At 59.5% G+C, this 12,977-nt stretch carries 10 protein-coding genes; 8 read left to right on the top strand and 2 right to left on the bottom strand.

All coding sequences use genetic code 11. The features are described from left to right. Window positions 1-16 precede the first annotated feature (16 nt). From lon to SE16_RS08985, 8 genes are all read left to right on the top strand, one after another. A complete protein-coding gene (gene lon / locus SE16_RS09020) occupies window positions 17-2,413 on the top strand; it encodes an endopeptidase La (RefSeq protein WP_054493187.1) in 2,397 nt (798 codons plus the stop codon). A gap of 169 nt (window positions 2,414-2,582) precedes the next feature. Beyond that, window positions 2,583-3,578: a lysylphosphatidylglycerol synthase transmembrane domain-containing protein gene (locus SE16_RS09015; protein ID WP_054493186.1), complete on the top strand. Its 996-nt coding sequence runs from the start codon at window positions 2,583-2,585 to the stop codon at window positions 3,576-3,578. Between the two features lie 25 nt (window positions 3,579-3,603). Then, window positions 3,604-4,947 (top strand): NAD(P)/FAD-dependent oxidoreductase, encoded by a 1,344-nt coding sequence (locus SE16_RS09010; RefSeq protein ID WP_054493185.1) that lies wholly within the window; start codon window positions 3,604-3,606, stop codon window positions 4,945-4,947. A gap of 34 nt (window positions 4,948-4,981) precedes the next feature. After that, on the top strand, window positions 4,982-6,355 hold the full coding sequence (locus tag SE16_RS09005) for a UDP-glucose dehydrogenase family protein (protein WP_082374276.1): 1,374 nt from the start codon (window positions 4,982-4,984) through the stop codon (window positions 6,353-6,355). An 80-nt stretch (window positions 6,356-6,435) separates the two neighbouring features. Further along, window positions 6,436-7,725 (top strand): M16 family metallopeptidase, encoded by a 1,290-nt coding sequence (locus tag SE16_RS09000; protein WP_054493184.1) that lies wholly within the window; start codon window positions 6,436-6,438, stop codon window positions 7,723-7,725. Then, a complete protein-coding gene (locus tag SE16_RS08995; protein ID WP_054493183.1) occupies window positions 7,722-9,047 on the top strand; it encodes a M16 family metallopeptidase in 1,326 nt (441 codons plus the stop codon). The genes SE16_RS09000 and SE16_RS08995 overlap by 4 nt, the downstream gene beginning before the upstream one ends. 5 nt (window positions 9,048-9,052) lie before the next feature. Further along, on the top strand, window positions 9,053-9,418 hold the full coding sequence (gene acpS, locus SE16_RS08990; RefSeq protein WP_054493182.1) for a holo-ACP synthase: 366 nt from the start codon (window positions 9,053-9,055) through the stop codon (window positions 9,416-9,418). An 81-nt stretch (window positions 9,419-9,499) separates the two neighbouring features. Beyond that, window positions 9,500-10,429, top strand: coding sequence for an alpha/beta fold hydrolase (locus tag SE16_RS08985; protein WP_054493181.1), 930 nt, complete (start codon window positions 9,500-9,502; stop codon window positions 10,427-10,429). A 38-nt stretch (window positions 10,430-10,467) separates the two neighbouring features. Here the strand turns inward: SE16_RS08985 and malG are convergent, their stop codons facing one another. Then, window positions 10,468-11,358 (bottom strand): maltose ABC transporter permease MalG, encoded by an 891-nt coding sequence (gene malG / locus SE16_RS08980; RefSeq protein WP_054493180.1) that lies wholly within the window; start codon window positions 11,356-11,358, stop codon window positions 10,468-10,470. Next, on the bottom strand, window positions 11,351-12,958 hold the full coding sequence (gene malF / locus SE16_RS08975; protein WP_054493179.1) for a maltose ABC transporter permease MalF: 1,608 nt from the start codon (window positions 12,956-12,958) through the stop codon (window positions 11,351-11,353). The genes malG and malF overlap by 8 nt, the downstream gene beginning before the upstream one ends. Window positions 12,959-12,977: the final 19 nt, after the last annotated feature.

Here is a 12,977-nt window from a genome sequence, read left to right as displayed (position 1 = left end):
GGTGAGATAGAGGCCTATGGACCTTTTCGACATGCAACCACCCGAAAAACCGGAAACCTTTGAAGCGGTGCTGGTGCCGCTGCGCGACATTGTCGTCTTCCCGCGCGCCAACGCACCATTGTTCATGGAAGAATTTTTCCTTGAAGGTGTGGAAGACCTCAACGAAGAAGGCTTTGAAGTGGTGGCGGTCGCCCAGCGGTCTGCTGACATTGACGAGCCCGAACCGGACGACCTGTTCACCGTCGGCACGCTCATTGAGCCTGTGAATGTAATACGCGTGCCCGACGGGGGCGTCAGCGTCATGGTGCAGGGGCTTTCGCGCGTGCGCATCAAGGAATTTTTGCCCCCGCGCGACGGCTTCTTGATGGCGCGCGTCGAAACCATCCCCGAACCGGACGTCGAAAAGACGCGCGAAGTGCAAGCCCTGACGCGGTTGGCGCTCTCGCTCTACGAAAAATACGTCGTGCTCCGCGAACTGCCCGAAGGGTTTTACGGCCTTGCCTACAACATCAGCGAACCAGGCCGGTTGGCGGATTTTCTCGCCGCCAATATCGAGCTTTCCGTCGCCGACCGCCAGCAGCTGCTTGAAATCATCAACCCGGTGGAACGCTTGCAGCGGCTCAACGTTCTGCTCGCCAGCGAACTGGAATTGCTGGAATTGCAAGACCACCTGCACCATCAGGTGCAGGAAGAAATGGACAAAACCCAGCGCGAATACTTCCTGCGCGAACAACTGCGCGTCATTCAGCGCGAATTGGGCGAGCGCGACCCCTTCCTGGGCGAAGCCGAAGAACTGCGCCAGCGCATCATGGAAAGCCCCATGCCCGACACGGTGCGCGAGAAAGCCCTCAAAGAGCTGCGGCGGCTCGAAGCCATGCCGCCCATGGTGCCCGAAGTGGGCATCATTCGCACCTACCTCGATTGGCTGCTGGAACTGCCCTGGGGCGCGCCGCCGCCTGATGAGATTGACCTCAAAAAAGCCGCCGAAGTGCTGGACCAAAACCATTACGCGCTGCAAAAAGCCAAGGAGCGCATTCTCGAATACCTTGCCGTGCGCCAGCTCGCCGGCGAGAAAATGCCCAGCCCCATTCTCTGCTTTGTGGGACCGCCGGGCACGGGCAAAACCAGCCTGGGGCGCAGCATTGCCGAAGCGTTGGGGCGGCGGTTTGTGCGCGTGAGTTTGGGGGGCGTGCGCGACGAAGCCGAAATTCGCGGGCATCGCCGCACTTACATCGGCGCAATGCCGGGGCGCATCATTCAGGGCATGCGCAACGCCGGCGTGGTCAATCCCGTCTTCATGCTCGATGAAATTGACAAACTGGGCTACGATTTTCGCGGCGACCCCGCTTCGGCGCTGCTCGAAGTGCTCGACCCTGAGCAAAACCGCGAATACAGCGACCACTACCTCGAAGTGCCTTACGATTTGTCGAACGTCTTTTTCATCACCACGGCGAATGTGCTCTACACCATCCCGCCCGCCCTGCTCGACCGCATGGAAGTGATTGAGTTTCCGGGCTACACCGAGGACGAGAAAGTGACCATCGCCATGAACTTCCTCATCCCGCGCCAGAAAGAGGCGCACGGGCTGGGGCGCTATGACGTGCGTATCAGCGAAAAAGCGGTGCGCCGCATCATCCGCGAATACACCAACGAGGCGGGCGTGCGCAATCTGGAACGCGCCATTGCCAGCATCTTCCGCAAACTGGCGCGCCGCTACGCCGAGGGCGAGCATCTGCTGCGCCTGGTGACAGACCGCCGCCTGCCGCACTGGCTGGGACCGCCGCAATACACGTTTGGCGTTGCCGAGCGTGAAGATGAGGTGGGCGTGGCAACCGGCGTCGCCGTGACCGAGGCGGGAGGCGATTTGTTGAGCATTGAAGTCAGCGTCATGCCCGGCAAAGGCAACCTGACGCTCACCGGGCAATTGGGCGAAGTCATGCAGGAAAGCGCACAAGCCGCGCTGACCTATGCCCGCGCCCACGCCGACGAACTAGGCATTGACATTGACGACTTCGACAAGATTGACATTCACATTCACGTGCCGGAGGGGGCCATCCCCAAAGACGGTCCCAGCGCGGGCATCACCATGGCGACGGCGCTCATCAGTGCATTGACGGGGCGCAAGGTGGCGTGTGATGTCGCCATGACCGGCGAAATTACGTTGCGCGGGCGTGTGCTGCCCATTGGCGGGTTGAAAGAAAAAGCCCTCGCCGCCCACCGCGCCGGCTTGAAGACGCTCATCATCCCCAAGGGCAACGAAAAAGACCTTGTGGAGGTCCCCGCCAACGTGCGCCGACGGCTCAACATCGTGTCGGTTGAGCGCATGGAGCAGGTGCTTGAAATTGCCCTGCGCCCGCCCGAACCGGACGAAGAAGAAGACGAAGAGGAGATTGAATTGGCGCAGGACCTATGAGCCGCGGTCTGCCGTGGAAGAAGCCGACGGGCGGCTATCGCCCGTCGGTTTTTTGTGTGGGACGCCGCTTTTTCAGGCGTTCTACACAGGTTCTGCACACATTTTCTGGCTTTTGCCGTCGGGGGAGGCGAATGTATAATCTCGTGCCCGGTAAAAGGTGAACAGGTTTATGACGAAAGAACGGATTCGATTGGCAATCGGGCTGCTGGTCAGCGCCGTTTTTCTCTATTTGGCGTTGCGCGGCTTACGCTTGCATGAGGTCTGGAACACGATACAGGGCGCCAACTATTGGTGGCTGTTGCCCGGTGTTGGCGCTTATTTTTTGGGCGTGGTGGTGCGCACATGGCGCTGGCATTACATGCTCCGCCCCATCAAGCCCATCCCCTTGCGTACATTGTTCCCCGTGGTCTGCATTGGCTACATGGGCAACAACATTTACCCGGCGCGCGCGGGAGAAGTGTTGCGGGCGTACATTTTGAAGCGCCGCGAGCAGGTGAGCATGTCCGCCAATATGGCGACGGTGGTTGTTGAACGCCTTTTCGATGGGCTGACCATGCTCCTCTTTGTTTTCCTGGCATTGCCCATCAGCAATTTCAACCCGCGTTATGAAGCCATCGTCACGCTTTTCAGCGCGCTCTTTTTTGGCGCATTGGTGCTCTTTTTGGCGCTTGCCATGCGCCCGCACACAGCGCGCACCTGGTACACGCGTCTGCTGGCGCTCTGCGTGCCCCAACGCTTCCACGACGCCGCGCATCACTTGTTCGACCGCTTCATTGACGGTTTGGCAAGCCTGCGCAACGGGCGCGACGTTTTCATGATTTTCATCACCAGCATCATCATCTGGTTGCTGGAAACGTTGAAGTATTGGTTTGTCATGCATGCGTTCCCGTTCCATGTGAGTTTTCTGGTGCTCATGCTGATGAATGGGATTGTCAACCTGGCGACCACACTCCCCGCCGCCCCCGGATACATCGGCACGTTTGACGCGCCGGGCATTGAAGTGCTGGAAGCCTTTGGCGTGCCGGGGGAAATTGCCGCGGGCTACACCCTGGTCTTGCACGCTGCGTTGTGGTTGCCTATCACGCTCCTGGGAGGGTATTACCTGTGGCGCGAAAACGTCTCTGTGGCACGCGCCCGTGCGGAAGTTGAAGAATTGGCATCATGAGGTTCATGGTGAAGGAAGGTGAGGAATGCAGATAGCCATTCTTGGTGGTGGATTTACCGGCCTGACGGCGGCGTATGACTTGGCGCGCCATGGTGTCGAGGTGACGCTTTTTGAAGGAGCGCCCTATGTGGGCGGATTGGCGGCGGGCTTCAAAGCGCCGCATTGGGATTGGCCGGTTGAACATTTTTACCATCACATTTTTGAAGGCGATACCGATATCCGCGCGTTGGCGGATGAAATCGGTTTTGGGAAGAAGGTCTTTTTCCGCAATCCGATTACCGCCCAGTGGTACAACGGGCGCGCTTGGCCGCTCGATGGCGGCAACCCACTGGAAGCGGCGTTGAACGTCCTGCGCTTTCCGGCCATGCCGCTGCCGGACCGCTTGCGGTATGGGCTGGGGCTGGCCTATTTGAAGTATGGCACGAACGATTGGCGCGCCCTTGAACAGATGACCGCGGCTGAATGGGCGCAGCGCGTCTTGGGACGCCGCGCCTACGAGCAAGCCATCAAGCCGTTGCTGGAAGGCAAGTTTGGTCCCTACGCCGCGGAGGTCAATCTGGCGTGGCTCTGGGCGCGGTTCAAAGCGCGCTCGTTTCGCCTCGGCTACTTTGAAGGCGGTTTTCAGGCGTTTGCCAATGCGCTTGCCGACGCCGCGCGTGTCGCCGGCGCGACCATTCACACCAACACCCCCGTGACGCATATTCAGCGCCTGCCCGAAGGGCGGTGGCGTGTGCGCACAGCCGGCGGCGAAGCCGCCTTCGACCGGGTGCTGGCGGCGGTGCCGCCCTCTGTGTTGGTGCACATCGCGCCCGACTTGCCGAGTGCGTATTTGGCGCATGTGCAGGCGCTCAAATCACTGGGCGCGATTGTCATGGTCGTGGCGCTCCAACACCCGCTGACCCCCAACCTCTACTGGGTGAACCTGGACAAGCGCGAATTCCCCATGCTGGCGCTGGTGGAACACACCAACTACATCGAGCCGACGCACTACGGGGGCGACCACCTGGTCTATCTGGGCGATTATCTTGTCCCCGACCACCCCTACTTTGAATACGATACCGAAGCGCTCTTTGAGGTGTACGAAGCGGCGTTGTATCGCTTCAACCGCGAATACAGCCCCGATTGGGTGCGCAACGTCTGGCTTTTCAAAGCGCGCTACGCGCAACCCGTGCCGCCGGTGGGGCATTCGGCGCATATCCCGTCCATTCGCACGCCGCTGGAAGGGTTGTACTTTGCGAGCATGAGCCATGTCTATCCGTGGGACCGTGGCACGAATTACGCCGTGCGTTTGGGGCGTCAAGTAGCGCACATGATATTGGGTGATACAATGGAAAACCGTCAGCATTCTGCGAATGTTGTGCCGTTGTGAGCCGTGATGAATCAGTTGCAAAAGGAGTGAAGCCATGAAGCGCATTGCCGTTATTGGAACTGGATATGTCGGGTTGGTGACGGGGACCTGTTTCGCCGACCTGGGGAACCGCGTCATCTGCCTTGATATTGATGCTGAAAAAATCGAACGCTTGAAGCAGGGCATCATTCCCATTTACGAGCCCGGTTTGGAAGAGATGGTGCGCCGCAACATTCAAGCCGGGCGGCTGACGTTTACCACGTCCTACGAAGAAGCCATCCCCAATTCGGATATCGTCTTCATTGCCGTGGGCACGCCCGAAGGGGTGGATGGCGAAGCCGACTTGAAATATGTCGAAATGGCGGCCAAGAGTATCGCCGAAGTGATGGACCACCCCATCATCATTGTGAACAAAAGCACCGTTCCCGTTGGGACGGGCGACTGGGTGGCGGATATTGTCAACCGCCACAAGAAGAATGATGTGCCTTTCTGGGTGGTCAGTAATCCTGAATTTTTGCGTGAAGGCAACGCGATTCAAGACTTTTTGAATCCCGACCGCGTGGTGCTTGGTTCAACCGACCGCGAAGCCGCCGAGCAGGTGGCGCAGCTCTATCTGCCGCTGCGTGCGCCCATCATGGTGACCGATTTGCGCACTGCGGAGATGATCAAGTATGCGTCCAACGCGTTTCTGGCGACGCGCATTTCGTTCATCAACGAAATTGCCAGCATTTGCGAAAAACTGGGCGCCGATGTCAAGGAAGTGGCCATTGGCATGGGGTACGACAAGCGCATTGGCCACCACTTCCTGGATGCGGGCGTCGGCTACGGGGGCTCCTGCTTCCCCAAGGATGTGAAGGCACTGGCGCACATGGCGGCGTTGCATGGGTGTCATCCGCAGCTGCTGCGGGCGGTGATGGAAATCAACCGCGACAAGCGCCGCGAGGTGGTGCAAAAATTGCGCGACCTGCTTGACGATCTCAACGGGAAGACCATCGGCTTGTTGGGGTTGGCGTTCAAGCCCAACACCGACGACATGCGCGAAGCCCCCTCGGTGGAAATTGCGCACCTCTGCCGTCGTGAAGGGGCGTATGTCAAGGGGTACGACCCCGTCGCCAAAGAGACGGCGCGCAAGGCGCTCCCGTGGATGGAGCAAGCCGCCGACCCCTACGAACTGGCCAAGGGGTGCGACGCCATTGTCATCCTGACCGAGTGGAACGAATTCAAGCACCTGGACTTGAAGCGCATTCGCGAGCTGATGCGCCAGCCGATTATTGTGGACGGGCGCAACATTTACGAGCCTGAGCAAATGGCTGAATTGGGCTTCGTCTATCGCGGCATGGGGCGTGGGTACAACGGTCGCCGCAAGACGGAACACGACGAACGTCCGAGCAACACCCGCCCCGCCCCGGCGACCACACCGACTGAGTAAATCAAACCCGTGCGGGGCGATGTGTTCCGCATAGCCCCGCACGGTTCCCCCGAAAATGACTTCGCATGAGGAAAAACACCATGAGTGAGAACACGATTCAGACCGCCACCCTTGAAAATGGGTTGCGTATCTTGGTCAAGGAAACCCACCACGCGCCGGTTGCCACGTTTTGGGTTTGGTATGGCGTGGGAAGCCGCAACGAGGTGCAGGGTAAGACGGGCATCTCGCACTGGGTGGAGCATATGATGTTCAAAGGCACGGAGCGCTTCCCCAAGGGCGCGATTGACCGCGAGATTGCCCGCCACGGCGGCATGTTCAACGCCATGACGTGGCTGGATTTCACCGCCTATTATGCTGTGTTGCCGGCGCCCAACATTCAACTGGCGCTCGATATCGAAGCCGACCGCATGGTCAATTCGGCGTTCTTGCCCGAAGAGGTGGAAGCCGAGCGCACCGTTATTCTTTCCGAGCGCCACATGTACGAAAACTACCCCTCTTTTCGCCTTTCGGAAGCGGTGCAGGCGGTGGCGTTTTTCGTACACCCCTACCACCACGAAACGATTGGGTGGGAAAGCGACTTGCGCACCATGACGCGCGATGATTTGTATGCGCATTACCGCACCTATTACACGCCCAACAACGCCATCGCTGTGGCGATTGGCGATTTCAACGCCAACGAGATGATTGACCGCATTGCCGAAACCTTTGGGCGCTTGCCGCGTGGTCCCGAAGTGCCGCCTGTCCGCTTCACCGAACCACCCCAAAACGGCGAGCGCCGCATTACCGTGCATGGACCTGGAAGCACACGCTACCTGCAAGCCGCCTACAAAGCGCCGTCCGCTACCAGCGATGATTGGTTCGCGCTGGCGGTGCTCGACACCGTGCTGGGTGGTCCTGAAAGTTTCAGCCTGCGTGGTCCTGCGCCAAACGCGCGCACCTCACGCCTCTACCGCGCGCTGGTGGATAGCGGCCTGGTTGCCAGCGTCAGTTCGTCGCTCATCCCAACCATTGACCCGTTCCTGTACACCTTCCACGTGACGCTTTTCCCCACAAGCGACCCGCAGGTTGTCGAAAATCGCCTGTTTGAAGAATTGGAACGTGTCCGCGCCGAAGGGATTACCGAAGAAGAATACCAGAAAGCGCTCAAACAAACCCGTGCCCAATTTGCTTTCAGCATGGAAAGCGTCGCCAACCAGGCGTATTGGCTGGGGTTTGCCAGCACGATAGCCGATACCGACTGGTTTACCTCGTTCATTGACCGTTTCAGCCGCGTGACACGCGAGGATGTCCAGCGTGTGGCGCAAACCTACCTCTCACCCCGCCAACGCACGGTTGGTTGGTACATTCCCGAAGAAGGAGCCGCCCAATGAGTTCGACGACATCTCACGAAACGCTACCGCTTGACCCCTCGACGTTGCCCGGACCGGAGACAATCGCCACGCGCACGCTCGCCAACGGCTTGCGCCTGCTGGCGTGGGAAAACTTTGTCAGCCCGGCGGTCTATGTCACCGCTTCGTTTGCCGTCGGCTCGCACGATGAACCCCCCGCCCAAAAAGGGGTGAACAACCTCGTGGCGGCGTTGCTCTCGCGCGGCACACGCGACCACGACTACGACGCCATCAACGAGATGATTGAAAGCCGCAGCGCCTCGTTGGCCTTTTCCGGCGGCGTGCTCTCGACCTCGCTGAGCATCAAATCGCTCGCCGAAGATATGCCCGACTTGTTGCGGCTGGCGTCGGAAATGTTGCGTGCGCCCACCTTCCCCGAAGACCAGTTCGCGCGTGTCAAAGACCGCGTGTTGACGGCGTTGCGCGAACGGGAACACGACCCGCGTTCAATGGCGTCTCTGGCGTTCTACAAACTCGCCTATCCTGAGACGCACGCCTACCACTGGCCCTCATCCGGCTACCTGGAAACGGTTGAACCCATCACCCGCGCCGACGTCGAAGCCTTTTTTGAAACGCACTACGAACCGCGCGACGGCATCATCGTCCTGTCGGGGGCTATGCCCGCGCAACAAGCGCTCGACCTGCTGGAAGATGTGTTTGGCGATTGGGAAAACCGCCCGCACCGTCAGCGCGCCCCCTTGCCGGACGCGCACCCGTTGCCGGAGCAAGCGGTTGAACATTTCACCGAAGTGCCGGGCAAAGCCCAAAGCGATTTTGTGCTGGGCGTGCCTGCGTTGTCCGCCAACGACCCCGATTATGTGCCGGCGCAGGTTGCCAACAGCATTTTGGGTGTCTTTGGGCTGATGGGACGCCTGGGCGAAAGCGTGCGGGATGAAAAAGGGCTTGCCTACTACGCTTACAGTTCGCTAGGGCGTGCCAAAGCCCCCATCAAAGCCCCGTGGATGGCGGTGGCGGGCGTTGCGCCGGAAAATGTGCAACTGGCGGTGGAAACGACGCTGGCCGAAATTCGCCGCATGGCGGATGAGCGTGTTCCCGAAGATGAATTGACCGACAACAAACTCTACCTGATTGGCGCTTTGCCCTTGCAATTGGAAACCAACGAAGGCATGGCGGGCGCTATCAAAAACATGGTCTATTACGACCTGGGGCTGGATTACCTGCAACGCTTGCCGGAACGCATCTGGCGTGTCGAGGCTGAGGATGTCCAGCGGGTGGTGCAGACGTATCTGGCGCATGGTCGCCATGTGCTCTCAATCGCCGGCCCGCGTTCACCTGCGGAGTAAGGCTTATGCCACTGGCCACAGGGGTGGATATCGTGGAAGTGCACCGGCTGGAAGCGGCGGTAGCGCGTTTTGGCGAGCGCTTCCTCAATCGCTTCCTCACGGAGCGCGAACGCGCCGCCTGTGGGCACAAACTGGTGAGCATCGCCGGGCGCTGGGCGGCTAAAGAGGCCGTCGCCAAGGCGCTGGGGTGTGGTATCGGCGATGTCGCCTGGAAAGAAATCGAAGTGTTGAATGATGAACGCGGTGCGCCGCACGTGCTCTTGCATGGGCAGGCGGCGCACCGTGCCGCGCAACTGGGCTTGCATACCTGGTCCCTCAGCATCTCCCACACCGAGACCTACGCTGTCGCCTTCGTCGTCGCGTTGGGGTAGAGCCGTACCGTCATCTTGGCGGGCGGCGCAACGCCGTCGGGCGTGCCGAAAGAAGCAAACGAACCGCCGAAGGTGTTTCTCATGCAGCGTTCAATCGTGCATATTCCCACCGCGGACGGCTGGCGACTGGAAGCCGACCTCATTGTGCCGCCGTCGCCGATGGGCGCGTTGGTGGTGGGGCATGCCATGATGTTGAACCGCACCTCTATGGACCACCCGCCAGGGCAAGGCGTCGCCAGCACGCTCGCCCAAGCGGGGTTTGTGGTGCTCAACGTGGATTTGCGCGGGCGTGGCGCAAGCCTGCCGCACGCCTCGCGGCGCGTGGATTGGTCATACGATGACCTGGTGTTTGGCGATACCCCCGCGCTTGTCGAGTTCATGCAGCGCGAATGGGGCGAATTGCCGCTGGCGCTGGTGGGGCATTCGCTCTTTGGGCATGTCGCCGCCGGCTATCTTGGGTTTCACCCCGATACACCGGTGCGTGCGCTGGCGGCGTTTGCCGCCAACTTGTGGGCGCGGCAATGGGAACAGTCGCGCGTGTTGTGGTGGCGCAAGCGCCTGGCGATGGAAGCCACAACAGCCCTCACCTACCTTTTCGGCGTAGCGCCGGCGCGCCGTTTCCGCCAGGGAACGGATGACGAGGCGCGTACCTACTATCGTCAACTCTGTCACTGGACGCGCCACGGCGTCTGGCGGACGCTGGATGGGCGCGACTACCTGGCGGCGATTGCCAGAGCGCGCCAGCCCATGCTGAACGTCATCGGCGCGCGCGACCGCTTTCTCTGCACGCCCGACAATGCGCGCGCCATGTGGCGACATTGGGGCGGTCCATATGAGCAGTGGGTGATTGATGAATCGTGGGGATTGGGCTATGTGCCGGCGCATGTGGGTATCGTGCTCAATCCGGCCTGCCGCCTTGTTTGGGAGCGTATGGCGCAGTGGCTTCAAGAGGCTATGGGGCTGGCGTCTTCCGCGTCAATGTCCAGCACAACAAAAGAACCGGGCGCGTAGCCCGGTTCTGTTTGTGTCTCGTGGTGCTGTTGTGGGGCTTATCCCTTCACAGCGCCTTGCGTCAATCCGCCCACGATGTAATCCTGCAAGAGCAGATAGACGATGACGATCGGCACTGCGCCAAGAATCGCCCCTGCGGCGAAAAGCCCCCATTTCTGGGAATACTGCCCATCAATCAACTGGAACAACCCCACGGCGAGCGTCAGCGAATCACGGTCTTTCAGCAGAATGCTGGCAAGAATGTAGTCCGAATAGGTGCCGATGAACGTGAGAATGCCCACCACGGCAAGGATGGGGCGCACCAGTGGGAAGATGATGCGCGAGAAAATCTGCCAATCGCTTGCACCGTCAATCTTCGCCGATTCGTCCAGGTCGCGCGGGATGGAGTCGAAAAACCCCTTCATCAACCAGGTGTTGATACCCAAAGCGCCCCCAAGGTAGGCCAGAATGAGCCCCCCATGTGTGCCCAACCCAAGCCATGGAATGTAGGTCCCCAATTGTTGCAAGAGCAAAAAGATGGCAACCATGGCGAGGAAGTTGGGGAATACCTGAATGAGCAGAATGGTCAACAACAAGTTGCGACGCCCGGCAAAGCGGAAGCGCGAAAACGCATACGCCGCCAGGGCGCTAATCATCACTGCCAGAATGGACGTGATGGTTGAAATCTTGATCGAATTGAGCATCCAGCGCCCAAAGGGCTGAACAGGGTTGTTGAACAGCGCCCGGTAGTTTTCAAGCGATGCGTTGGGAGGAATCAACGCTTGTTGCGCCAACGAGTTGCGCGGGTCGAGTGATGCCGAAAGCACCCATACCGCCGGGAAGATGGCGTAGAAAATGAGAACCACTGTCAAAACCCAGCGCACCACGCGCAGCAATTGCTGTTGGCGTGCTTTCGAGTGGCGGATGGCGGTCAAAGAGCGCTCAGACATTTTCGGAAACCTCCTCCCACATGCGCGTGTAGCGGAATTGGAAGAACGTAATGCTCGCGACAATCAGGAAGATGATGATGGTAATCGCCGACGCGTAGCCGTAATCCTTTCCGCCACCGCTTGCAAAAGCCAACCGGTAGACGTATGTCACCAGGATATCGGTGTGCCCAACCGGTGTTGGGGTGCCGCTCATGGGCGGGTTCCCACGGTTGAACAGATAGATGATGTTGAAGTTGTTGAAGTTGAACGCGAACGAGGAAATCAACAACGGACCGACCGAGACGAGCAACAAGGGCAAAGTGATGTGGCGGAAGCGTTGCCACATGTTTGCGCCGTCAATCTCGGCGGCTTCGTAAATGTCGCTGGGAATGGCTTGCAATGCCCCACTACAAACCAGCATCATGTAGGGGAAGCCCAGCCACAAGTTGACCAGAATGACGCCCAGGCGTGCCCACATGGGGTCTGAGAACCAGGGCGGCGAATAGCCGAAGAGGTCCAGCAAGGCGCGGTTGAGCACACCAAACTGCGGGTTCATCATCCCACGCCAGACGAGAATGCTGATGAAGGCGGGAATGGCGTACGGAATGATGAGGAACGAGCGAATGATTTTGCGCCCGCGCATGGTGGGGTCGTTGTAGAGCAGGGCGATGAAAAGCCCCAGGGCGAACGTTGTCAGCACACTGGCGGCGGCAAAAACCACCGTCCAGATGAAGACACGCAGCACAGGCCCACGGATGGCCGGGCTGTTGAACAGGCGGTCGAAGTTTTTCCAGCCGACAACGACAATGTAGCCTGGGTTGAGCGTGTCGCCGTCTTCACTCACAAAGAAGCCCACTTCATCATCGGCGTAGTAAATCTTGCCTTCTTTCTGGTCAATGATGGCGTCTAACTCTTCATCGTACACATATCGCGGCTGAAGAATGGCCGCTTCGCTGGGGGTGCGAATCTGCACGGCATCGGGTGGAACGCCAAACTGAATGTTGGGCAAGTCGCGGTTCGTCGCCGCTTGAATGCGGTTGAGGCGGGTGTAGCCTTCAATCGTGGTTGGAACCCCGTTTTCGTCGGGTGGTCCGAAAATGCCCTCCCCGGCGGTTGCCGGTTCAATCGGTTCTCCCGGTCTGGCGAAGTAGTGGTTGCCTTCTTTGTCGGTCAACCAGAGCGCATAGGTGCCATCTTCGGCCTGGAAAGCCACCCAGGAGTACGTGACGCCCCCTTCCGGCACGTACATGTTCTGCAAGCCGGTGGTAATGCGCTCAATCGCTTGCTGTTTGGTCAGCAAGTGGCCGTCGCTGTAGTTGGTGAAGGCGGTGTAAACCGTGAAGACCAGCGGATAGACGACCATCAAGAGCATGAGCGCCAGGCCGGGTGACATCCAGCGCAGGGGGTAGAGTTCTGGGCGCAAGAAAATGACGTTGACGCCAATCGTGATGATGAGCAACAGGGTGACCAAAATCCAGACGCCGTCGGCGATCATTTGTGTCAGAAGCCAGACCGCCACAGCGTCAATGAACGCCAACCCAATGAGACGAAGAGCGATATCGGATAGTTTGAGGGAGGTGGAGGGGCGGGAAGCCCCCCCACCAGTCGTTGCGCGAGTCATGGCGCGACGCTCCGTGTAT

The sequence above is a fragment of the Ardenticatena maritima genome (assembly GCF_001306175.1).
GTDB lineage: Bacteria > Chloroflexota > Anaerolineae > Ardenticatenales > Ardenticatenaceae > Ardenticatena > Ardenticatena maritima.
This window is presented reverse-complemented; position numbering and strand designations above follow the sequence as displayed.